The organism is Pseudomonas sp. EGD-AK9, assembly GCF_000465935.2.
GTDB lineage: Bacteria > Pseudomonadota > Gammaproteobacteria > Pseudomonadales > Pseudomonadaceae > Aquipseudomonas.
The window spans coordinates 1-22,326 of record NZ_AVOF01000052.1 but is presented as its reverse complement, the minus strand read 5'-3'; the positions used below and the strand labels follow the sequence as shown (position 1 = coordinate 22,326).

The window sequence follows — 22,326 nt, the reverse complement described above, 5'->3', positions numbered from 1 at the left end:
CGATGCGCCTGAAAAGCATCAAGCTGGCCGGCTTCAAGTCCTTCGTCGACCCGACGACCGTCAGTTTTCCCAGCAACATGGCGGCGGTGGTCGGGCCCAACGGCTGCGGCAAGTCCAACATCATCGACGCCGTACGCTGGGTGATGGGTGAGAGTTCGGCGAAGAACCTTCGTGGCGAGTCGATGACCGACGTCATCTTCAACGGCTCCAACACGCGCAAGCCGGTGACCCAGGCCTCCATCGAGCTGATCTTCGACAACAGCGACAATTCGCTGGTGGGTGAGTACGCCGCCTTCGCCGAGATCTCCATCCGCCGCCGGGTGACCCGCGACGGGCAGAACGCCTATTTCCTCAACGGCACCAAGTGCCGTCGCCGCGATATCACCGACATCTTCCTGGGAACGGGGTTAGGGCCGCGCAGCTACTCGATCATCGAGCAGGGCATGATCAGCAAGCTGATCGAGGCCAAGCCCGAGGAGCTGCGCAACTTCATCGAGGAAGCCGCCGGCATCTCCAAGTACAAGGAGCGTCGCCGCGAGACCGAGAACCGCATCCGCCGCACCCAGGAAAACCTGGCGCGCCTGACCGACCTGCGCGAGGAGCTGGAACGCCAGCTCGAACGCCTGCACCGCCAGGCCCAGGCTGCGGAGAAGTACCAGGAATACAAGGCCGAGGAACGCCAGCTCAAGGCCCAGCTGCTGGCCCTGCGCTGGCAGACCCTGAACCAGCAGGTCGGCAGCCGCGAACAGGTGATCGGCGACCAGGAGGTGGCCTTCGAGGCGCTGGTGGCCGAGCAGCGCAGCGCCGATGCCGCTATCGAGCGCCTGCGCGACGGCCACCACGAACTGAGCGAGCGCTTCAACCTGGTGCAGGGGCGCTTCTACTCGGTGGGTGGCGATATCGCCCGCGTCGAGCAGAGCATCCAGCACGGCCAGCAGCGTCTGCGCCAGTTGCAGGACGATTTGCGCGAGGCGGAAAAGGCGCGCCTGGAAACCGAATCCCACCTCGGCCATGACCGCACCCTGCTGGCCACCCTGGGCGAAGAGCTGGAGATGCTGTTGCCCGAGCAGGAGCTGACCGCCGCCGCCGAGGAGTCCGCCGCCGGCCTGGAAGAGGCCGAGGCCGCCATGCACGGCTGGCAGGAGCAGTGGGACGGCTTCAACCAGCGCAGCGCCGAGCCGCGTCGCCAGGCCGAGGTGCAGCAGTCGCGCATCGCTCAGCTGGAGCAGAGCCTGGAACGTCTGGCTGAACGCCAGCGCCGCCTGGGCGAAGAATTGCAGCAACTGGCGGCCGACCCCGAAGACGCCGCGATCCTGGAACTGAACGAACAGCTGGCGGCTGGCGAATTGGAGCAGGAGTCGCTGCAGGCAGCCGAAGAGCAGCAGGCCGAGCGCCTGCAGCAGCTGCGCGAGGAGCTGCAGCAGGCCGGCCAGGCTCAGCAGCAGGCCCAGGGCGAGTTACAACGGCTGAACGGTCGCCTGGCTTCGCTGGAGGCGCTGCAACAGGCCGCGCTCGATCCGGGGCAGGGCGCCGGCGACTGGCTGCGCGAGCAGGGCTTGCAGCAGCGTCCGCGCCTGGCCGAAGGCCTGCGCGTGGAAGCCGGCTGGGAGCTGGCGGTGGAAACCGTGCTCGGCGCCGACCTGCAGGCGGTGCTGCTGGATGATTTTGCCGGGCTGGATTTCACCGCGCTTCAGCAGGGCGAACTGCGCCTGGCCAGCCCGGCTGCGGGCGGTGCGCGCCACGCCGGCAGCCTGCTGGACAAGGTCGAGTCGAGCCACGACCTGTCGCCCTGGCTGGCCAGTGTGCGCCCGGTGGAGTCGCTGGAGCAGGCCCTGGCGGCGCGCGCCCAGCTGGCCGAGGGCGAAAGCCTGATCAGTCGCGACGGCTACTGGGTCGGCCGACATTTCCTGCGTGTGCGCCGCGCCGCCGAGGCCGACAGCGGCGTGCTGGCCCGCGGCCAGGAGCTGGAACGCCTGCAGCTGGAGTGCGAGGAGCGTGAAGCGGCCCTGGCGCAACTGGACGAGCGCCTGCTGGCGCTACGCGACCAGCAACGCCGCCAGGAGGAGCTGCGCGAGCAGCAGCGTCGCCAGTTGCAGGACAGCAGCCGCCAGCTGGGGGAGCTCAAGGCGCGGCTGTCCGCCAGCCAGGCCAAGGCCGAGCAGCTGGGCCTGCGCCGCCGCCGTCTGGATGGCGAGCTGCAGGAAGCCGCCGAGCAGCGCGAGATCGAGCAGGAGCAACTGGGCGAATCGCGCCTGCAATTGCAGGATGCGCTGGACGCCATGGCGCTGGATAACGAGCAGCGCGAAAGCCTGCTGGCCAGCCGCGACAGCCTGCGCGAACGCCTCGACCGGGTGCGCCAGGAGGCGCGCCAGCACAAGGATCACGCCCATCAGCTGGCGGTGCGGGTCGGCTCGCTCAGGGCGCAGCACGACTCCACCCGCCAGGCGCTGGAGCGCCTGCAACTGCAGGCCGAACGCCTGCATGAGCGGCGCGAGCAGCTGTCGCTGAATCTGGAAGAAGGCGAGGCGCCGCTGGAGGAGCTGCGCATCAAGCTCGAGGAACTGCTCGAACGACGCATGGCGGTGGACGAAGAGTTGCGCCAGGCGCGTCTGGCCCTGGAAGACGCCGACCGCGAACTGCGCGACGCCGAGAAGCGCCGCAGCCAGGCCGAGCAGCAGGCGCAACTGCTGCGTGGTCAGCTGGAGCAGCAGCGCATGGACTGGCAGTCGCTCAACGTGCGGCGCAAGGCCCTGGCCGATCAGCTCGCCGAGGACCACTACGACCTGCACGGGGTGATCGCCACCTTGCCGGCCGAGGCCAGCGAGAGCGCCTGGGAAGAAGAGCTGGAGCGCATGGCCGCGCGCATCGCCCGGCTCGGGCCGATCAACCTGGCAGCCATCGACGAGTATCAGCAGCAGTCCGAGCGCAAGCGCTACCTGGATGCGCAGGACGCCGACCTGGTCGAGGCGCTGGACACCCTGGAAAACGTCATCCGCAAGATCGACAAGGAAACCCGCAATCGTTTCAAGGACACCTTCGATCAGATCAATGGCGGTCTGCAGGCACTCTTTCCAAAAGTTTTCGGTGGCGGCAACGCTTATTTGGAACTCACCGGCGAAGATCTACTCGATACCGGTGTAACCATCATGGCGCGGCCCCCGGGCAAGAAGAACAGCACCATTCATTTGCTCTCCGGCGGAGAGAAGGCTTTGACCGCTTTGGCACTGGTGTTTTCCATCTTCCAGCTCAATCCGGCGCCGTTCTGCATGCTGGACGAAGTGGATGCGCCGCTGGACGACGCCAACGTGGGTCGCTATGCGCGCCTGGTCAAGGAGATGTCGGCGACGGTGCAGTTCATCTACATCACCCACAACAAGATCGCCATGGAAATGGCCGATCAGCTGATGGGCGTCACCATGCATGAGCCGGGCTGCTCGCGCCTGGTGGCGGTGGACGTCGAGGAGGCGCTGGCCATGGTGGAGGCATGATGTTGCCGGGCTGGCTGAACACAGGCAAAACTCCATGTGGGTGCCGGTGTAAAGTTGCCTTTCGTCGTGCTAGCTTATTGCCCACTTTTGTTACACGCGGAAAACGTCAGATAGAACATGGAGTTGGCGCCGCGTTTATAGTCGAGTCAGGGTCCGTTTGACTGGATCTTTCTTCACCAGAATTTTTAGGGGTTAGGTATTTCATGGAATTCGGTCTGCGCGAATGGCTGATCGTTATTGGCATCATCGTTATCGCTGGCATTCTGTTCGACGGCTGGCGGCGCATGCGTGGCGGCAAGGGGCGCTTGAAGTTCAAGCTCGACCGTAGTTTCGCCAACATGCCCGATGACGACGGCGACCCCGATCTGCTCAGCCCGCCGCGGGTGATCAAGCGCGACCTCGAACCGCAACTGGACGAGGACGACCTGCCATCGATGAGCGCCAAGGATCTGCCGCGTCGTCCTCGCAGCGAGCCGCAGCAGGGCGACCTCAACCTGGCGGTCGACGAGCCGGTGCCGACCCTGCTCAACCCGGTCGACGACGAAGTCGAAGCCAAGGATGCGAAGAAAACCGCCAAGCCGGCCGCCGAGGCTGCGCCGGTGGAGGAAGTGCTGGTGATCAACGTGGTCGCCCGCGACGACATCGGTTTCAAGGGCCCGGCACTGCTGCAGAACATCCTCGAAAGCGGCCTGCGATTCGGCGAGATGGACATCTTCCACCGCCACGAGAGCATGGCCGGCAACGGCGAGGTGCTGTTCTCCATGGCCAACGCCCTCAAGCCCGGCACCTTCGACCTGGACGACATCGAAGGCTTCAGCACCCGCGCGGTGAGCTTCTTCCTCAGCCTGCCCGGCCCGCGTCATCCCAAGCAGGCCTTCGACGTGATGGTCGCCGCGGCGCGCAAGCTGGCCCACGAACTGGGTGGCGAGCTGAAGGACGACCAGCGCAGCGTGATGACCGCGCAGACCATCGAGCACTACCGCCAGCGCATCGTCGAGTTCGAGCGCCGGCAGCTGACCCACAAGCGCTGACAGCAACCGCATTGCAAAAGAGCAGCTCAGGCTGCTCTTTTCGTTTGAGAGACCGAAGATGACCGACGCCGCCCAACGGAATGCCGCCCAACGTATCGCCGAACTGCGCAACGAACTGGATGCGCACAACTACCGCTACTACGTGCTGGACCAGCCAAGCATTCCCGACGCCGAGTACGACCGCCTGTTTCGCGAACTGCAGGCGCTGGAGGCCGAGCATCCCGAGCTGGTGACCCCCGAATCGCCGACCCAGCGCGTCGGCGGCGAGGCGCTCGACGCCTTCGGCGAGGTGCGCCACGAGATCCCCATGCTCAGCCTGGGCAACGCCTTCGAGGAGGACGACCTGCGTGCCTTCGACCGCAGCGTGCGCAGTGGCCTGGGTCTTGCCGGCGGCGACCTGTTCGGCGGCGGCGCCGAGGTGGAGTACAGCTGTGAACCCAAGCTCGACGGCCTGGCCGTCAGCCTGCGCTACGAGCACGGCCAACTGGTGCGTGGCGCCACCCGTGGCGATGGCAGCACTGGCGAGGACATCAGCGCCAACGTGCGCACCATCCGCAACGTACCGCTGCGCCTGCAGGGCGAGGGCTGGCCGCAGGTGCTGGAGGTGCGCGGGGAGGTGTACATGCCCAGGGCCGGCTTCGACGAACTCAACGCACGCCAGGCCGCGGCCGGCGCCAAGACCTTCGCCAATCCGCGCAACGCCGCGGCCGGCAGCCTGCGTCAGCTCGACCCGAGGATCACCGCCAGCCGCCCGCTGGAGTTCTGCTGCTATGGCGTCGGCCAGGTCAGCGGCGAGCTGCCGGCCACCCAGATCGGTATGCTCGAGCAGCTCAAGGCCTGGGGCATCCCCATCAGCCGCGAGCTGAAGCTGGCCAAGGGCGTGGAAGCCTGCCTGGACTACTACCGCGATATCGGCCGGCGGCGCATGGAGCTGCCTTATGACATCGACGGCGTGGTGTTCAAGGTCAACCACATCGAGGACCAGCAGCAGCTGGGCTTTCGCGCGCGCACGCCGCACTGGGCCATCGCCCACAAGTTCCCGGCGCAGGAGGAGCTCACCGAGCTGCTCGACGTCGAGTTCCAGGTCGGCCGCACCGGTGCGGTGACGCCGGTAGCGCGGCTCAAACCGGTCAAGGTGGCCGGCGTCACCGTGGCCAACGCCACCCTGCACAATATGGACGAGGTGGCGCGCCTGGGGCTGATGATCGGCGATACGGTGATCATCCGCCGCGCCGGCGACGTGATCCCCCAGGTCATGGCGGTGGTGCCGGAGCGGCGCCCGGCCGATGCCCGCCCGGTACGGGTTCCCGAGCAGTGCCCGGTATGCGGTTCGGCGGTGGAGCGCACCCAGCTGGTCAAGCGCAGCAAGGGCAAGGAGAGCGTCAGCGAGGGCTCGGTTTACCGCTGCATCGGCCGCTTGAGCTGCCAGGCGCAGCTCAAGCAGGCGATCATCCACTTCGTCTCGCGCCGCGCCATGGATATCGAGGGCCTCGGCGAGAAGAGCGTCGAGCAACTGGTGGACGAGGGCCTGGTGAGCTCGCCGGCCGACCTCTACACCCTGAGCTTCGAGCAGATCGTCGGCCTGGAAGGCTTCGCCGAGCTGTCCAGCAACAACCTGCTGGCGGCCATCGCCGATAGCCGCAAGCCGACGCTGGCGCGCTTTATCTACGCCCTGGGCATTCCCGATGTCGGCGAGGAAACCGCCAAGCTGTTGGCCCGCGCCCTGGGCTCGCTGGCGCGCATCCAGCAGGCGCGGCCCGAGGTGCTGACCTGGCTGCCGGACGTGGGCCTGGAAGTGGCGCACGAGATCCACAGTTTCTTCGCCGACGGGCACAACCAGGCCGTGCTGGAGAAACTGGTCTATGACAACGACGCGCCACTCGGCGTATTGCGCGAGGATGCCGGGCTGAGCGCGGAGTTCACCGCCTGCGCCAGCCTGGCCGAGCTGCTGGGCAAACTGAATATCGCCTCGGTCGCCGCGACCGGCGCCCAGAAGCTGGTCGATGAAGCGATCAGGCGCCTTGCTGCCACCGGCGTGAGCAATGCGGAGAATGCCGTGCGCCTGGAGCATGTCATCGAGCTCAGTCAGGACTGGCTGGACCTGTCGGTGCTCAAGGGGCTCAACGAAAAGGCCAAGCAGGCCGTGCGCGAATTCTTCGCCGACCCGGCCAAGGTCGCCAAGGCTCGCGCCATCGAGCAGCAGTTGCTGGATTTCGGCATGCACTGGAGCTGCGAGAAGAAGGTCGCCGAAGGCCTGCCCCTGGCCGGGCAGACCTGGGTGCTGACCGGCACCCTGGAACTGATGAGCCGCGATGTGGCCAAGGGCAAGCTGGAAGAACTGGGCGCCAAGGTAGCCGGTTCGGTGTCGGCCAAGACCCATTGCGTGGTGGCCGGCCCGGGCGCCGGTTCGAAACTGGCCAAGGCCAGCGAGCTGGGCGTGAAGGTGCTGGACGAGGCGCAGTTTCTCGAACAGCTCAAGACGTACGGCGTCGAGCCCTGATTTTTTTAGGAACCTGGATTGGCCGAAGGCGTAATCCGGGGCGGCCTCCCCCGGGTATCGTTGCACTCCCCCCAGGCTACGAGCTGAAACAACCGTCATTCCCGCGCATGCGGGAATCCAGTTCGTAGGATGGAGATGGCGAAGCCTTGTCCACCGGCGATTGGGTGGACAAGTCTGGGGGCATGTTCACCCTATGCGGGCGTCATTCATCGCAGGGGGCTCAGAAGCTCAGGCTGTGCTGGGGGGGCAGAAGTTCATCGCCCTGGCCGGGTGGCGGCTCGCTTCTGCGGAAGTCGCTGGGGCAGCAGCCGAACTGTTGCTTGAATGCGCGGGCGAAGTAGGACGGATCCTGGAAGCCCACGGCATAGGCGATGCTGGTGATCGGCATCTGGCTGTTGGCCAGCAGCTCCTCGGCCTTCTCCAGGCGCTTGCGCTGCACGTACTCCGGGAAGCTCATGCCGCAAGCCTGCTTGAACAGACGGCTGAAGCGGAACGGGGTCATGCCGCAGCGTTCGGCCAGGACCTTCTGTTCCAGATGTTCGCTGTAGTGCTGCTCGATATAGCGAATTGCCTGCTGCAGCGGTTGCTGCTGCTGATGCTGCTGGGTCAGGCGGATGCTTTCAGGCAGCAGGTTTTCGCGCGTCAGCAGCTGTTTGCTGCCGTTGCCGGTCGGGTTGCTGCGCATCTGGCACAGCGCCAGCAGCGCCTTGAGGTAGCGATCGCGCTCGGCGTTCAGCAACGGCAGTACCAGGAACTCCCAAACGCCGGAGCGGAAGGCCCAGACGGCCAGCTCCTCCGAGTGCTGCACGGTGAGCATGGTGATGGGAATCGAGGGGGCTATGCGTTTGACCTCCATCAGCAAGCCGAGTCCCAGGGTGTCGGGGCGGTCGTAGTGCATGCAAATCATGTCCGGGCGCTGCTCGGCGCCCAGCCCGGACAGGCTCAGATCCTTCGCCTGGGCGATCCTGCAACTGTCGGCGAATACGGCGATGCAGTCGGCGGCCGATCGATCGTGGGTGAGATCGAACCAGAGCAATCGCGGCGTACATGGGGTGCGAGAATTCATCGGATTTACGTCAACTTTTTGTCTAGTTAATGTTGCGTAGCACTTCCCGACAGTTAACTGACTCCATTGCCTTACAGGAATAGAGTCAGATAGCCATTAGCGCCAAGAATTTTTTCTTATAACCGTGGCGCTCTACAGCTATTAGCAGCATTTGAATCCTTCCTCGTTACCGCGCAAGGCCCCAGGCTAGAGCGGCGCTAGCCCGCTGATGACGTCCTGCTTGCTGCTCCATTATTGGGTCGATGAAGGGCGGATTATTGGCGCTAATTTTTCGACATGCATGCCGCCTGCAAAAAAATACCAGCGATGCGCAAAAACCTCCTAACCCATCGCTTGGCCGCTGACTAGGGTTGAAGCAGGCGAAGCACACAGGGAGTACTGACAGGAGTACAGCGCGACGCCTTCTCCGTACCAACACTCGAGTGAGGTGGACGAAATGACTTTTCAAGCAATCAAGACTTCGGTGATGAAGTTCGTCAAAGACGAAGAAGGGTTGACGGTAGTGGAGTATGCCGTGGCTGGTGGGCTTATCAGTGCGGCAGTAGTGGCTACGTTCATGGCTCTGGGAACAGAAGTGAATGCCGTGATTACCGACATTATTACCGCTCTGCAAACCAGGCCTTGAACCCTCTCGGTTCTAGGTGCAGCGCGTAAAGCCCAAGTAGAGAGAGCCGCAGCGATGTCCATGGAGCAGATGTTCCCCGTCATTTTGCTACTAGGGCTGCTGGCGATTGCGGTGGCGAGCGATCTGCGTCGCCACCGCATTCCCAACTTGCTGGTCGTGCTCGGCCTCGTTCTGGGGCTGGCCGGCCAGGCTTATGCCGGCGGGGTCAGCGGTCTGGGCGATGGCATGCTGGGGTTGCTGATCGGTTTCGGGGTGTTCCTGCCGCTCTATGCCCTGGGTGGCATGGCGGCCGGCGATGTCAAGTTGATGGCCATGGTCGGCAGTTTTCTGGCCCCCCAATACGCGATATTGGCGGCGCTGTTCAGCCTGATTGCCGGCGGCCTGTGCGGCTTGCTGCTGGTGCTGGCTCGCGGTCAGGTGCAACAAACCCTGGGGCGTTACTGGCTGATGCTGCGGGCGCGGGCCTATGTGGCGCCGGCGGCGGACGAAATAGTCGGTAAGCCCTTTCCTTATTCCATAGCGATTCTGCTGGGCACCTTGACCAGCGGCTATTTCATGTTTGCTCTCTAGGGAGTCCGGCCATGCATGCGCTAAGTCCCCTAAGCACCGAGCCGCAAGGCCTCGATCCGATCCAGCGCCTGGCGCCGCAACCGCGCAGCGTGGCGGAAACCGGCCTGGCGGACAACTTTCTCGGCGACCTGGTGTGCAAGCACCTGCACGACGCCGGGGTGCTGGACATGGCGCAACTGGTGGAGCGCCTGGCGCTGACCGGCTCGGTGCTGGAGGAGGTGCTCGGCTACCAGCGCAAGGACGGGCGTATCGAGGTACTCGGCCAGGCCGGCGGGCAGGGCCTGCGCTACGGCCTGACCGAGCGTGGCCGCAGCGCGGCCAAGGATGCCCTGGCGCGCAGCGGCTATATAGGCCCGGCGCCCTACCCGGTGGAGCGCTACCGGGAACTGCTGCTGGCGCAGACGGTGCATGACAGCCGGATCGACGCCCGGGCCATGCGCGAGGCCTTCGCCGGGGTGGTGCTGCAGGACGAGCTGCTCGACCAGCTCGGCCCGGCGATGAATTCCGGCCGGGCGCTGATGATCTACGGCCCGGCCGGCACCGGCAAGACCTATATCAGCCAGCGCCTGATCAACCTGTTCCATGAGGCGGTGTGGATACCCCACGCCATCGCCATCAACGAGGCGGTGGTGGAGATCTTCGACCCCCAGCTGCACCAGCCGCTGCCGGCCGAAGCCGGCCAGCGCAGCCTGCGCCTGGACCAGGGCATCGACCGCCGCCTGCTGCGCTGCCGGCGGCCGATCCTCATCACTGGCGGCGAGCTGACCCTGGACATGCTGGATATCCGCTTCGACCCCTACAGCCGCCTGTACCAGGCGCCGCTGCAGCTGAAGGCGAGCAACGGCATCTTCATCATCGACGACCTGGGCCGCCAGCGGGTGGCACCGGTGGATCTGTTCAACCGCTGGATCGTGCCGATGGAGGAGAAGAAGGATTACCTCAACCTCGGCGGCGGTCGCCACTGCGAGATCCCCTTCGACCTGATCCTGGTGTTCTCCACCAACCTCAACCCGCTGGAGCTGGCCGACGAGGCCTTCCTGCGGCGCATCGGCTACAAGCTGCATTTCGACCACCTGCAGGCGGATGAGTACGAACGCATCTGGCAGCAGGAGTGCGAAAAACTGGGCATCCCCTTCGACCCCGACCTGGTGGCCTACGTCATCGAGCGGCTGCACCGGGTGGAGGCCAGGCCGCTGTTGCCCTGCCACCCGCGCGACCTGCTCGGCATGGCGCTGGATCGCCAGCGCTACCTGGGCGGGGACGACTCGCAAGCCCTCACACCGAACACGCTGATCTGGGCCTGGCGCAACTACTTCGTCAGCCTCAAGGCCAGTTGAACTAGGAGGCACCGTCATGAACTCTCGCACGCTCGTGTTGATCGCCCTGTCGCTGATCCTCGGCCTGGGCGCGGCCTTCCTGGCCAACAACTGGCTGAACGCGCGGCTCAACGCCGGGCCGGACGACAACCTGCAGAACGTGGTGGTGGCCACGGTGGAGATTCCCTTCGGGCAGATGGTCGAGGCCCAGCAGGTGACCCTGGTGCGCATGCCCAAGGGCACGGTGCCGGACGACGCCTTCGACGCCACCGACAAGGTCACCGGCAAGATCGCCACCTTCGCCATGCTCAAGGGCGACATAGTGCGTGGCGCGCGCCTGGCCGAGCACCTCGGCGGCAGCACCCTGGCCTCGCTGATCGAGAAGGACAAGCGCGCCGTCTCGGTGCGGGTCGACGACGTGGTCGGCGTCGGCGGCTTCCTGCTGCCGGGCAACCGGGTCGACGTGCTGGTGGCCAAAAAAGTTGGAAACAACAGCAATGCGGTGTCGGAAACCATTCTCGAGGACCTGCGCGTGCTGGCGGTGGACCAGACCGCCAGCACCGATAAGACCCAGCCGGTGGTGGTGCGCGCGGTGACCCTGGAGATGACCAGCGAAGAGGCAGAAGTGCTGGTCAAGGCGCAGACCGAAGGCAAGCTGCAGCTGGCCCTGCGCAACCCGCTGGACAACCAGAAGAAGCCGCCGGTGCCGGAGGTGGTGGCCCAGGTGGAGGCCCCGGCCCCGGTTCCGGTGGCCAAGCCGGTGGTGCGCCGTAGCAGTGGCGGCGGCGGTGGTGGCGTCACCATTATCCGCGGTATCGAGGTGCAGGCGGCCAAGGCGCAGCTTTAGATGTGAACCTTCCTCGCCCGGCGCTCACCAAGGCCCCTGGCTACGCACCCCGCTCCTGAGGGAGAGGTGAGAAAACGGTTGACGGGCATGCCCGCCTCCCTCATCCGGCGCCACGCGCCGCCTTCTCCCGGAGGGAGAAGGGCACAAAGGAAGGCGTCGCTGCGCGACTTCTAAATGGCATCGGCTATCCGGTGCTCCTGTAACCAGGCAACGCGACATACCAAGCAAGGAGTAGGGCATGGATATCATCCGGAGACTCGGGTTATACGCGCTGTACGTACTAGGCGCCGGGCTAGTGTCGAGTGCGGCTCTGCAGGCGGCCGAGCCGACGCCGGCGGTCAGCGCGATGCCGGCGGCCAACGTCAGCAATATTCAGGTACCCATCTACAAGTCGCGGGTGTTGACCACCCGCTCCCCGGTGAAGAAGGTCTCGGTGGGCAACCCGGATATCGCCGATATCCTGGTGACCAGTCCGACCCAGCTGTACCTGCTGGGGCGCTCGCTGGGCAGCACCAATGTGCTGCTCTGGGACAGCGGCAACCGCCTGATCGACAGCCTCGACCTGGAAGTGGTGCACGACCTCGGCGGGCTGAAGAGCAAGCTGTACGAGCTGTTGCCCAGCGAGCGCATCGAGGTCTACAGCGCTCAGGGCGCACTGGTGCTGCGCGGCCAGGTGAGCAGCGCGGCGGCCATGGACGCCGCGGTCAAGCTGGCCAAGACCTATACCGCACAAACCGCCAGCGTGGTGCAGGGCGAAGGCGAAGCCGCGGTGGCGGCGCCCAGCCAATCCCTGGAGGTGATCAACCTGCTGACCGTCGGTGGCAGCCAACAGGTGATGCTGGAGGTCAAGGTGGCGGAAATGAAGCGCAGCCTGTTCAAGAGCCTGAACATGCGTTTCAACGCCCTGGACTTCGGTTCTTCCAGCCGCTGGTCCACCGGTGGTTTCAATGGCGGGCGTGGGGCGGATGGGTTGCCGATAGGCTTCGTGCCCGATCCCAATAACGACGGGATGATGGTGCTGGACCCGACCAGCCTGATCGGCAGCGGCAAGGGCTTCCTCGGCCAGTTCGTTTCCGAGAACTTCCTGTTCAACGTGGTGCTGGAGGCGGCCAAGGACAACGGCTCGGCCAAGGTGCTGGCGGAACCGACCCTGACCACCCTCAGCGGCCAGCAGGCGGAGTTCATTTCCGGCGGCGAGTTCCCCATCCCGGTATCGGACGAGGACGGCATCACCATCGAGTTCAAGGAGTTCGGCGTCGGCGTGAAGTTCCTCCCGGTGGTGTTGGACAGCGGGCGGGTCAACCTCAACCTCAACGTATCGGTCAGCGAGTTGGTGACCGCCAACAGCCTGGTGGTGGATACCGCCTCGGGTAGCCTGGTCAGCGATGAGGTCTCCCTGTTGGTACCGGCGCTGACCAAGCGCAGCGCGCTGTCCACCGTCGAGCTGGGCAATGGCCAGACCATCGCCATCGCCGGCCTGATCAGCGAGAACACCCGCGACTTCGTCAGCCGCTTTCCCGGCCTGGGCGACATCCCGGTGCTCGGCCACCTGTTCCGCAGCCAGGAGTTCGTCAACGGCGAGACCGAACTGGTGATCCTGGTCACCCCGCATCTGGCCAAGCCGATCGATGCCAGGGCCGTGCGTCTGCCCACCGAGAAGTTCGTCGAGCCGAGCGATGTGGATTTCTATCTGCTGGGCAGGACCAAGGGCCGCCAGATGGAGCGCCCGGTGCCGGTCAGCCTCGGGGTCAGCGAGGGCAGTTTCGGGCATGACCTCAATTAGCGCGCCGATACCCTTCTCCCCCTGGGAGAAGGTGGCGCGAAGCGCCGGATAAGGGTGGCGGCTATGCCGCAAAGGTTTCGACTATTGGCCCACATGGATGTGGGAAATGCAGTTCCCGTATTTGCACAATTGGAGGCAGCGACCATGAAGACCATGATTTCCCTGTGCCTGCTGGCGTTCGCGCTGGCCGGTTGCATGACCTACGACGAAGGCCGCGTCGGCACCCTGGGTTCCACCGTCTACGACATCCACTATCAGCAGATCGCCGACAAGGCGGTGGCCGCCAACCCGGGCACGGAGGTTTCTCCCACCGGTACCGATGGCGCGGTGACCGAAAGGGTCATGGATGGCTACCGCGGAGTGACCGGCGATGCGGCCCAGGTCGGCCAACCCATCCAGATCAATATCGGCAACTGAGAGGCACGACCATGAAACCCCGTATTCAACGGCCGTACACCGCGACGCCGGGGCGCCAGCGGGGTGCGGTGATGGTGCTGGTGGTGATCGCCATGGCTGCCATGCTGCTGATGGGCGCCCTGGCTCTGGACGGCGGGCATATGCTGCTGAACAAGACGCGCCTGCAAAATGCCGTGGATGCCGCCGCCCTGAGCGGCGCCAAGACCCTCAGTCAGGTAGGTGGCGACCCTGCCGGTTATGTCGCAGCGGCAGATGCGGCGCGCACCGCCGCGTGGAACACGCTGACGCTGAATGCCAGTGCCAGCGGCAATGGCGAACTCGGCAGCGGTATTGCCGACAGTGGTGGGGTGGGTAACTTCGCCATAGTCGAGTTATCGAGCAGTGTCTATGGCCCGTTCTCCTTCCCCGGCCCAGCGGATGCCGCCTATGTGCGGGTATCGGTGCCGGACTATCCGCTGAGCGGATTCTTCTGGAGCTTCGCCCAATGGTTCTCTGCCGGCAACCTGGGCGACAAGGCGGTGGCCGCCATCGCCACGGCGGGGCCCAGCCCTACGGCCTCGACCTGCAAGATCGACCCTATCGTGGTATGCGGCGACCCGGCCCAGTACGACCCGGAGAATGGCAACTTCTGGGGCTATCGGTATGGCGATCTGCAGACGCTGACCTGCGGTACTCCCGGCAGCCCAAGCGCGGGTAACTGTCAGTTGTTGCGGCTGGGCGATAGTACCGGCGGCGCGGATATCCGCCAGGCGTTCTGTGCAGGAACCGAGCAATGCCTCGAAGACACGGGGTCGGTGGATACCGAGCCCGGCATCACCTGGGGGCCGGTGGCCCAGGGCCTTAATACCCGTCTGGGCATCTATAACGGCCCCGTCGATTCCACGGCTTGCCCGCCGGACTGGTATACCGACTACAGCCGGCCGCTGGTGGTGATGGACGGCGGTGTCCCCAAGCACAACGGCGCCCAGGTCATTTCTTCCGGCGGCGATCTGTCGGCCGGTGCCACCCAACTGACCGATGTGAACGACTGGAAAGGTGCCTATACGGACTGCGCCGCAAGTCCTGGATCCTGCACGGGCGTCGCCGAGCGCCGCGTCCTCAATGTCGTGATCGGCAACTGCGCCGAAGTGGCGGGCGGAGGGGCTACCTCGTTGCCGGTGCTGGGATTCGGCTGCTTCTATCTGCTGCAGAAGGTAGAGCAAAGCGGCGCAAAAGAAGTCTTCGGCCAGTTCATGCAGGAGTGCGAAGGCAGCGGTTACGCCGGGCCGACGCCGGCCGACGATGCCGGCCCGAACATCATCCAGCTGTACAAGACCTACTTCAGCGACTTTTCGACGCCGAGTCCCGATTCCTAGGCCGTCACGCTGGGTGATGGAGCGGTATGGCCGGGCTGAGGTCCGGGGAGGCGCAAGCCTCGTGCAAGCACTATTGCGGATTGCATCCGCTCAGGTGGTGAACCCAGTCACTGGGGAGGTGTTCCATGCACAGTCACTCATTCAAGCCAGGTCGGGCGCAGCAGGGCGTCGCCATGGTCGAGTTCGCCATCGCCCTGCCGCTGCTGTTGCTGCTGCTGCTGGCCATCGCCGAGTTCGGCCGCATGCTCTACCACTACAACAACCTGCTGCAGGCCAACCGCGATGCGGTGCGTTACCTGGCGGGAAAGTCCTGGAATACCACCCTCGGCCAGGTGGTGATCGATTCCGGGCTCTCGGCCACCACCAAGAACCTGGCCGTCTATGGCGTGCCCGTGGCCCAACCCGGCAATGAAGTGGTGCCGGGGCTTAGCACCGCCGATGTGACGGTTGGCACGGTCGGCACCCAACATGTCCAGGTCAGCATCAATTATGTGTTCCGCCCGGTAATAGGCACTGGTTTGCCAGCGCTGATCGGCGATGCCATCCCGCTGAACTTCCCATTGGTGGCCACCTCCGTGATGAGGGGGTTGTGATGAACAGGCAGCGAATGCGAGGGGTGTACGTGGTGGAGTTCGCCATCATCGGCCTGCTGCTGTTCACCCTGCTGTTCGGCGTACTGGAAATGGGCCGCCTGTACTTCACGGTCAATGCCCTGGACGAGGTGGTGCGGCGCGGCGCGCGTCTGGCGGCGGTATGCGATATCCGGGATCCGGTGATATTGCGCCGGGCGATTTTCAATGCGGCCGACGAGGCAGGCGCCAGCCGACTGATCGGTAGGCTGCAAACCGCCGACCTGAGCCTGGTCTACCTGAATGAGACCGGCGCTACCGTGGCCAGTCCTGACGACTTCGACAGCGCCAGCGGTTTTCGAGCCATCCGCTATGTGCAGTTGCGGGTGGAAAATTTTCCCCATGAATTGCTGATTCCTGGATTCGGCGGGGTGTTCACCCTGCCGGCATTCAGGTCGACCATCCCGCGCGAAAGTCTCGGCCGTCATGCCGAGACGGATGCACCAGGACCGGAGATCACGCCATGTTGAACCTCAGAGAAGCCCCCGCGCCTACCGGTTCGCCGAACAAGCAGGGCTTGCACCTGTTGATCAGCAGCCGCGACGCAGCTGCCTTGCAGCACCTGCAGGGCGTTTGCCGGCGTATCCCAGGTCTGCAAATCGACACCCGCCTGGTGAGCAATGGGCATACCGATCCGCTCTACGGGCTGGAAAGGCTGCCCGATTTCCTTCTGCTGCGGGTCAGCCACCTGTGGCGCGAGGAACTGGCGGCGCTGTTGCAGCACCCAGCCCAGGAGCGCCCGCCGTTGCTGGTATGCGGCCCGCTGGAGGAGCGCGAGGGCATTCGCCTGGCGATGCAGGCCGGTGCCCGCGACTTCCTGCCGGAGCCGGTGGTGGCCGAGGAGTTGCTGGCCACCTTGGGCCGCATGGTCACCGAGACGCGTGCCAGCAACGGTTCCGGCGGCAAGCTGGTGGCAGTGATAAACGCCAAGGGCGGTTCCGGCGCGACGCTGCTGGCCTGCAACCTGGCCCACCAACTCAGCGCCAAGGGCGGCAATACCCTGTTGCTGGATCTCGACCTGCAGTTCGGCAGCGTCGCCCATTATCTGGATGTGCACCCGGCCCACAGCCATGTCGAGGTGCTGCAACAGATCGGCGAAATGGACGGCGTGGCGTTGCGCGGCTTCTGCAGCCATTTCAGCCCGAGCCTGCATGTGCTGGGCGGGCGCGAGAACGAGTTGTGCCTGCCGCAGGATGTGCAGATCGAGCAGCTTGAGGCGCTGCTGAAACTGGCGCGCAGTACCTACGACTGGGTGGTGGTGGATCTGCCACGGCAGATCGACCACCTCACCGGCATCACCCTGGAGCAGGCCGACCGGGTCTATATCGTGGTGCAGCAGAGCCTCAGCCACCTCAAGGACGCTAGCCGCCTGGCACGCATCCTGCGCGACGAGCTGGGCGTGCGCGGCGAGAACCTGCAGGTGGTGGTCAACCGCTACGACAAGGCCGCGCCGATCAGTCTGCGCGATATCGGTACGGCGCTGCGTTGCAGCGAGCTGCAGAAGCTACCCAACGATTTCGCCGTGGTCAGCCAGAGCCAGAACACCGGTGCGCCGCTGGATCAGTACGCGCCGCGTGCGCCCATCACGCTGGCACTGCAGGAGCTGAGCAAGGACTTGCTCGGCAAGCAGGCAGGTGCCGAACAGGGATTGTTCAAGCGCGCCTTCAGCCGCTTTTTCGGGGAGTGAACCGCCATGCTCAATGAATTGCGCAACCGCCTGCGCCAGCAGCCACTCAAGGCCGTGGAGGCGCCCTCTGCCGAGCCGGGTGCCCGGGACGGGGCCGCCCAGGACATGATGGCCTGGGAGCACAGCGCACCGGCCGAGCTCTACGAAACCAAGACCCATCTCAGCCCGGTGGAGACCGAGTGGCGCGAGAAGATCTACCAGCAACTGCTCAAGGTCATGGACCTGTCGTTGCTGGATTCCCTGGAGCAGGTCGATGCGACGCGGCAGATCCGCGATATCTGCCTGCGCCTGATGGAGGATCACAGCGCGCCGGTGAGCGCGGCCAGCCGTCAGTTGATCATCAAGCAGATCACCGACGAGGTGCTCGGCCTGGGGCCTTTGGAACCCTTGCTGGCCGATCACAGCGTGTCGGACATCCTGGTCAATGGCCATGCCTCGGTGTATGTCGAGCGGCACGGCAAGCTGCAGCAGACCGACGTGCGTTTTCGCGACGACCAGCACCTGCTGAACATCATCGACCGTATCGTCTCCAGCCTGGGGCGGCGCATCGACGAGTCCTCGCCGCTGGTGGATGCGCGGCTGAAGGACGGCTCGCGGGTCAACGCCATCATCCCGCCGCTGGCCATCGACGGGCCGAGCATCTCGATTCGCCGTTTCGCGGTGGACCTGCTCAGTAGCGAGAGCCTGGTGGAGATGGGCACCCTGACTCCGGCCATCGCCCTGATGCTCAAGGCCATCGTCCGTGGTCGCCTCAACGTGCTGATCTCCGGCGGTACCGGCAGCGGCAAGACCACCATGCTCAACGTGCTGTCGAGCTTTATCCCGCACAACGAACGCATCGTCACCATCGAGGACTCGGCCGAGCTGCAGCTGCAACAGCCGCACGTGGTGCGCCTGGAGACCCGGCCGTGCAACATCGAGGGTCGCGGCGAGGTGAACCAGCGCGAGCTGGTGCGCAACAGCCTGCGCATGCGCCCCGATCGCATCGTCATCGGCGAGGTGCGCGGCGCCGAGGCGCTGGACATGCTGACGGCGATGAACACCGGCCACGACGGCTCGCTGACCACCATCCACGCCAATACCGCGCGCGATGCCCTGGGCCGGATCGAGAACATGGTGTCGATGACCGGCGCCACCTTCCCGATCAAGGCCCTGCGCCAGCAGATCGCCTCGGCCATCGACGTGGTGATCCAGCTCGAACGCCAGGAGGACGGCAGGCGGCGCCTGGTCAGCGTGCAGGAGATCAACGGCATGGAAGGCGAGATCATCACCATGACCGAGATCTTCGCCTTCGTCCGCCGCGGCATCGGCGAGCACGGCGAGGTGCTCGGCGACTACCGGCCGACCGGCATGGTGCCGGCCTTCCGCGAGGTGATGGGCAAGCGTGGCATCGAGCTGCCGCTGAACATGTTCCGGCCGGAGTGGATGGAGGGGCAGTCATGAACCAGATTCCCAGCGAGTTTATCCTGGCGTTCCTCGGCATGGTGTTCGCCGCGGTTTTCCTGCTCAGCCAGGGCCTGGTGGTGCCGGTGTTCGGCGAGGCGGGGCAGGTGCGCAAGCGTATCCGCAATCGCTTGCAGGTGCTGGAGCGGGCCAGCGATCTGCCGAACATGCAGACGGTGTTGCGGCAGAAGTACCTCAAGCGCCTGTCGCCGCTGGAGGCCTGGCTGGAGCAGTTGCCGGCCATGGAGGCGCTGGCGCAGATGATCGAGCAGGCCGGCCATGACTACCGTGCCTATCGGGTGCTGCTGCTAGGGCTGATCCTCGGCGTGGTCACGGGCCTTCTGCTGTGGCTGTTCACCCAGCTCTGGTGGCTGGCGCTGCCGGTAGCCCTGGCCGCCTGCTGGCTGCCGGTGCTGAAAATCGCCAGCGACCGCGGCAAGCGCTTCGCCCAGTTCGAGGAGGGCCTGCCGGATGCCCTGGATGCGATGTGCCGCGCCCTGCGCGCCGGCCACCCGTTCAACGAGACCCTGCAACTGGTGGCCGAGGAGCACAAGGGGCCGGTGGCCCACGAGTTCGGCCTGACCTTCGCCGACATCAACTACGGCAACGACGTGCGCCGGGCCATGCTCGGTCTGCTGGAGCGCATGCCGAGCATGACGGTGATGATGCTGGTGACCTCGGTGCTGATCCACCGCGACACCGGCGGCAACCTGACCGAGGTGCTGGAGCGCCTGAGCAGCCTGATCCGCGGGCGCTTCCGTTTCCAGCGCAAGGTCAAGACCCTGTCGGCCGAAGGGCGCATGTCGGCCTGGGTGCTGGTGGCGGTGCCCTTCGTATTGGCGGCCGCGATCGTGCTAACTACACCTGCCTACCTACCTGTTCTAATAAATGATGCTTTCGGTCAGAAGTTAGTAATAGCGGCGTTTATCGCCATGCTGCTGGGCATCTTCTGGATCCGCAAGATCATCCGCATCCAGGTCTGATAACGGGCCGAGGAGGTATGCGTCATGGACTATCTGCTGAGTCTGCTCAATCGTTTGGTGGGCAACGAGGAACTGGCGCGCATGCTGTTCGTCGGCGCCATCGGCCTGAGCGCGGTGCTCGCCATAGTCACCCTGGCCATGCTGGTGTTGGGGCTGCGCGACCCGGTGCAGCGGCGCCTTGCCCTGATCAAGCGTGGGCACGGCGGCCTGGCCGTCGGCCAGGAGGCGCCCAGTAACCTGCAGCTGATGCTGGAGCAGGTGGGCCAGCGTTTCACCTCGGAGGAGCAGGGGCAGGCGTCTGCCACTCGTACCCTGCTGACCCATGCCGGCTATCGCTCGCCGGCGGCGGTGCAGACCTACTGGGCGGTGCGCCTGCTCCTGCCGCTGACGCTGGTCGGCCTGACCCTGCTGGCGTTGCCGCTGATCCCCAAGCTGTCCCTACCCATGGGCGTTCTGCTGGTGCTGATAGCCGTCGCTGTCGGCTGGCTGGCGCCGGCCATCTATGTCGACAAGCGCAAGCAGGCACGTATGACCCGCCTGCTGGTGGCCTTTCCCGATGCCCTGGACCTGATGGTGGTGTGCGTGGAGTCGGGGCTGGCCTTGCCCCAGGCCATCGAGCGGGTGGCCGACGAGATGGCCGTTAGCCAGCCGGAACTGGCGCTGGAACTGGCCCTGGTCAATGCGGAGATCCGTGCTGGCATTCCCAGTACCGAGGCGCTCAAGCACCTGGCCGAGCGCACCGGGCTGGAGGACATCCGCGGTCTGGTCAGCCTGCTGGCGCAGAGCATCCGCTTCGGCACCAGCGTGGCCGATACCCTGCGCATCTACGCCGAGGAGTTTCGCGACCGGCGTACCCAGAAGGCCGAGGAGACGGCGGCGAAAATCGGCACCAAGCTGATATTCCCACTAGTCTTGTGCCTATGGCCGAGCTTTTTCCTGGTGGCCATCGGTCCCGCCATCGTTGGGGTGCTCAAAGTCTTCGGGAAATTATGAGATGAAAAGAATAAGTCTGCTGTTGGCCATGATGGCCGTGCTGTCGGGATGCCAGACCATGGGGCCGGAGCCGGCGCTGGATACGCGCTCGGTCTATGCCGGCGACAATTCTCTGCTGTACAAGGTGCGCAAGGCCAGCACCTCGGCCGATCAGGCGATGCAGATGGCGGCGATGGCCTACCAGGCGGGCGATCTGGATCAGTCGTTGTTCCAGTACCTGCGCGCCATCGAACTGGACCCGAAACGCTACGAGGCGCTGGTATGGGTCGGCCGCATTCACCGCGAGCGGGGCAACAACCAACTGGCCGAGATGGCCTTCGCTGATGTACTGGCGAACGATCCGGAAAACCTCGGCGCCCTGGCCGAGATGGGCCTGCTGCAACTGGCCAAGCGTGATCACGAGGCCGCGCGGAGCTTGCTGTTCAAGGCGGTGGTGCTGGATCAGCGGCGCCTGGGTAACGAGCTGAGCGACGGCCCGCCTGAGGTTGCCGCGCTCAAGGTGGACAGCCAGTCGCCGCTGAAGGTCTACAACGCCCTTGGCGTACTCGCCGACCTGAGCAACGACTTTCCGTTGTCCGAGGCGTATTACCGCTTGGCCTTGCTGATCGAGCCGCGCTCGGTGCTGGTGCAGAACAGCCTGGGCTACTCCTACTACCTGGCCGGCCAATGGCCCGAGGCCGAACGTACCTACCAGCGCGGCATCAGCTACGACTCCAGCTACAAGCCGTTATGGCGCAACTACGGGTTGCTGCTGGCGCGGATGGAGCGGTACGAGGAGGCACTTTCCGCCTTCGAGCAGATCGGCAAACGTGCCCAGGCGAGCAACGAGGTCGGTTATATCTGCCTGGTGGAAGGCAAGCTGGATGTTGCCGAGCAATTCTTTCGCAGCGCGATCGACCAATCCCCCTCGCACTACGACACAGCCTGGGACAACCTGCGCCGGGTCGAGCAGATCCGCAAGATCCGCCTGCGCGGTGGGCTGACCGCGGATGTCGAAGCGGTCGCCGGGGTGCCCGGCGAGCAGCAGGCGCTGCCCTGAGCAACCGGATTGCGCGGGCGCGCCAGCCTGCGGGGGAAACCCCGCCCCCCGCGGGGCCGGCGCGCCTGCGTAACCCGGCTCTAGCCTGGGGGGTAACCATACCCAGGGAGGCCGCCCCGAATTACGCCTTCGGCTAATCCAGGCTATGAACTGGTGGGAGCGAAGAGGGGCGCCTAGCCTTTATTCGCGATCTTGGCGGGCACGGGCTCGACCCAGCGCGAATACATTCGCTCCTACAAGGGGCTACAACCGGCCTGGATGGCCCCCCCCCCGCACGTCCGCTCAGCCGGCGAAGCGCTGCTCCAGATAGGCGATGATCGCCTTGGACTCGTACAGCCAGATGCTCTGGCCGTTTTCCTCGATGCGCAGGCAGGGCACCTTGATGCGGCCGCCCTGCTGTTCCAGGGCCTGGCGATGCTCGGCGTCGTGCTTGGCGTCGCGCAGTTGCACCGGCAGGTTCAGGCGGTGCAGGCTGCGCCGTACCTTGACGCAGAATGGGCAGGCGTGGAACTGGTACAGCGCCAGGTCGGCGCTGGCGCGTTCCACCTCGGCCT

The 22,326-nt window shown here is 65.2% G+C and carries 19 protein-coding genes; 17 read left to right on the top strand and 2 right to left on the bottom strand.

Annotation, left to right across the window (positions count from 1 at the left end; translation table 11 throughout):
- Window positions 1–2 precede the first annotated feature (2 nt).
- The 3 genes from smc to ligA all read left to right on the top strand — a co-directional run bounded on the left by smc (window position 3) and on the right by ligA (window position 7,019).
- Window positions 3–3,488 (top strand): chromosome segregation protein SMC, encoded by a 3,486-nt coding sequence (smc, locus tag N878_RS02885; RefSeq protein ID WP_021442183.1) that lies wholly within the window; start codon window positions 3–5, stop codon window positions 3,486–3,488.
- A gap of 203 nt (window positions 3,489–3,691) precedes the next feature.
- Window positions 3,692–4,519 carry a cell division protein ZipA gene (gene zipA, locus N878_RS02880; RefSeq protein ID WP_021442182.1) on the top strand — a complete coding sequence of 276 codons (828 nt, stop codon included), beginning with the start codon at window positions 3,692–3,694 and terminating at the stop codon, window positions 4,517–4,519.
- 58 nt (window positions 4,520–4,577) lie between these two features.
- Complete coding sequence (gene ligA, locus N878_RS02875) at window positions 4,578–7,019, top strand: NAD-dependent DNA ligase LigA (protein ID WP_021442181.1); 2,442 nt, start codon at window positions 4,578–4,580, stop codon at window positions 7,017–7,019.
- A 220-nt stretch (window positions 7,020–7,239) separates the two neighbouring features.
- On the opposite strand, the gene N878_RS02870 is transcribed toward ligA, so the two are convergent.
- On the bottom strand, window positions 7,240–8,055 hold the full coding sequence (locus tag N878_RS02870; protein WP_021442180.1) for a response regulator transcription factor: 816 nt from the start codon (window positions 8,053–8,055) through the stop codon (window positions 7,240–7,242).
- 466 nt (window positions 8,056–8,521) lie between these two features.
- Here N878_RS02870 and N878_RS02865 point away from each other — a divergent pair, with 466 nt between their 5' ends.
- The 14 genes from N878_RS02865 to N878_RS02800 all read left to right on the top strand — a co-directional run bounded on the left by N878_RS02865 (window position 8,522) and on the right by N878_RS02800 (window position 21,772).
- The gene (locus N878_RS02865) at window positions 8,522–8,710 is read left to right on the top strand and encodes a Flp family type IVb pilin (protein ID WP_021442179.1); all 189 of its coding nucleotides are present in this window, start codon (window positions 8,522–8,524) and stop codon (window positions 8,708–8,710) included.
- 54 nt (window positions 8,711–8,764) lie between these two features.
- Window positions 8,765–9,280: a prepilin peptidase gene (locus N878_RS02860; protein WP_021442178.1), complete on the top strand. Its 516-nt coding sequence runs from the start codon at window positions 8,765–8,767 to the stop codon at window positions 9,278–9,280.
- Window positions 9,281–9,291: 11 nt separating this feature from the next.
- Window positions 9,292–10,617, top strand: a complete 1,326-nt coding sequence (locus N878_RS02855) for an ATP-binding protein (protein ID WP_021442177.1) — start codon at window positions 9,292–9,294, stop codon at window positions 10,615–10,617.
- A 16-nt stretch (window positions 10,618–10,633) separates the two neighbouring features.
- Window positions 10,634–11,443, top strand: a complete 810-nt coding sequence (cpaB, locus tag N878_RS02850) for a Flp pilus assembly protein CpaB (protein WP_021442176.1) — start codon at window positions 10,634–10,636, stop codon at window positions 11,441–11,443.
- A 295-nt stretch (window positions 11,444–11,738) separates the two neighbouring features.
- The gene (locus N878_RS02845) at window positions 11,739–13,226 is read left to right on the top strand and encodes a type II and III secretion system protein family protein (protein ID WP_256217932.1); all 1,488 of its coding nucleotides are present in this window, start codon (window positions 11,739–11,741) and stop codon (window positions 13,224–13,226) included.
- Window positions 13,227–13,370: 144 nt separating this feature from the next.
- On the top strand, window positions 13,371–13,643 hold the full coding sequence (locus N878_RS02840; RefSeq protein ID WP_021442174.1) for a hypothetical protein: 273 nt from the start codon (window positions 13,371–13,373) through the stop codon (window positions 13,641–13,643).
- 11 nt (window positions 13,644–13,654) lie between these two features.
- Entirely contained in the window at window positions 13,655–14,998 is a 1,344-nt protein-coding gene (locus N878_RS02835) for a TadE/TadG family type IV pilus assembly protein (protein ID WP_031302661.1), read from the top strand.
- Window positions 14,999–15,123: 125 nt separating this feature from the next.
- Window positions 15,124–15,591, top strand: a complete 468-nt coding sequence (locus N878_RS02830; protein WP_031302660.1) for a TadE/TadG family type IV pilus assembly protein — start codon at window positions 15,124–15,126, stop codon at window positions 15,589–15,591.
- Complete coding sequence (locus N878_RS02825; RefSeq protein ID WP_031302659.1) at window positions 15,591–16,097, top strand: TadE/TadG family type IV pilus assembly protein; 507 nt, start codon at window positions 15,591–15,593, stop codon at window positions 16,095–16,097. The genes N878_RS02830 and N878_RS02825 overlap by 1 nt, the downstream gene beginning before the upstream one ends.
- A complete protein-coding gene (locus N878_RS02820) occupies window positions 16,091–17,314 on the top strand; it encodes an AAA family ATPase (RefSeq protein ID WP_031302658.1) in 1,224 nt (407 codons plus the stop codon). Before N878_RS02825 ends, N878_RS02820 begins: the two co-directional genes overlap by 7 nt.
- 6 nt (window positions 17,315–17,320) lie before the next feature.
- Entirely contained in the window at window positions 17,321–18,757 is a 1,437-nt protein-coding gene (locus N878_RS02815) for a CpaF family protein (RefSeq protein ID WP_021442169.1), read from the top strand.
- A complete protein-coding gene (locus tag N878_RS02810; RefSeq protein ID WP_021442168.1) occupies window positions 18,754–19,740 on the top strand; it encodes a type II secretion system F family protein in 987 nt (328 codons plus the stop codon). The genes N878_RS02815 and N878_RS02810 overlap by 4 nt, the downstream gene beginning before the upstream one ends.
- Window positions 19,741–19,764: 24 nt before the next feature.
- The gene (locus tag N878_RS02805) at window positions 19,765–20,733 is read left to right on the top strand and encodes a type II secretion system F family protein (protein WP_021442167.1); all 969 of its coding nucleotides are present in this window, start codon (window positions 19,765–19,767) and stop codon (window positions 20,731–20,733) included.
- A 1-nt stretch (window position 20,734) separates the two neighbouring features.
- Entirely contained in the window at window positions 20,735–21,772 is a 1,038-nt protein-coding gene (locus N878_RS02800) for a lipopolysaccharide assembly protein LapB (protein WP_031302657.1), read from the top strand.
- A gap of 282 nt (window positions 21,773–22,054) precedes the next feature.
- Here the strand turns inward: N878_RS02800 and N878_RS02795 are convergent.
- On the bottom strand, window positions 22,055–22,326 hold a 272-nt coding region (locus N878_RS02795), incomplete at its 5' end, for a glutathione S-transferase N-terminal domain-containing protein (protein WP_021442165.1).

Bases quoted from the DNA above. Each gene is read 5' to 3' on its own strand.
- smc (WP_021442183.1), top strand. From the start codon at position 3: ATGCGCCTGAAAAGCATCAAGCTGGCCGGCTTCAAGTCCTTCGTCGAC.
- zipA (WP_021442182.1), top strand. From the start codon at position 3,692: ATGGAATTCGGTCTGCGCGAATGGCTGATCGTTATTGGCATCATCGTT.
- ligA (WP_021442181.1), top strand. From the start codon at position 4,578: ATGACCGACGCCGCCCAACGGAATGCCGCCCAACGTATCGCCGAACTG.
- N878_RS02865 (WP_021442179.1), top strand. From the start codon at position 8,522: ATGACTTTTCAAGCAATCAAGACTTCGGTGATGAAGTTCGTCAAAGAC.
- N878_RS02860 (WP_021442178.1), top strand. From the start codon at position 8,765: ATGTCCATGGAGCAGATGTTCCCCGTCATTTTGCTACTAGGGCTGCTG.
- N878_RS02855 (WP_021442177.1), top strand. From the start codon at position 9,292: ATGCATGCGCTAAGTCCCCTAAGCACCGAGCCGCAAGGCCTCGATCCG.
- cpaB (WP_021442176.1), top strand. From the start codon at position 10,634: ATGAACTCTCGCACGCTCGTGTTGATCGCCCTGTCGCTGATCCTCGGC.
- N878_RS02840 (WP_021442174.1), top strand. From the start codon at position 13,371: ATGAAGACCATGATTTCCCTGTGCCTGCTGGCGTTCGCGCTGGCCGGT.
- N878_RS02835 (WP_031302661.1), top strand. From the start codon at position 13,655: ATGAAACCCCGTATTCAACGGCCGTACACCGCGACGCCGGGGCGCCAG.
- N878_RS02830 (WP_031302660.1), top strand. From the start codon at position 15,124: ATGCACAGTCACTCATTCAAGCCAGGTCGGGCGCAGCAGGGCGTCGCC.
- N878_RS02825 (WP_031302659.1), top strand. From the start codon at position 15,591: ATGAACAGGCAGCGAATGCGAGGGGTGTACGTGGTGGAGTTCGCCATC.
- N878_RS02820 (WP_031302658.1), top strand. From the start codon at position 16,091: ATGTTGAACCTCAGAGAAGCCCCCGCGCCTACCGGTTCGCCGAACAAG.
- N878_RS02815 (WP_021442169.1), top strand. From the start codon at position 17,321: ATGCTCAATGAATTGCGCAACCGCCTGCGCCAGCAGCCACTCAAGGCC.
- N878_RS02810 (WP_021442168.1), top strand. From the start codon at position 18,754: ATGAACCAGATTCCCAGCGAGTTTATCCTGGCGTTCCTCGGCATGGTG.
- N878_RS02805 (WP_021442167.1), top strand. From the start codon at position 19,765: ATGGACTATCTGCTGAGTCTGCTCAATCGTTTGGTGGGCAACGAGGAA.
- N878_RS02800 (WP_031302657.1), top strand. From the start codon at position 20,735: ATGAAAAGAATAAGTCTGCTGTTGGCCATGATGGCCGTGCTGTCGGGA.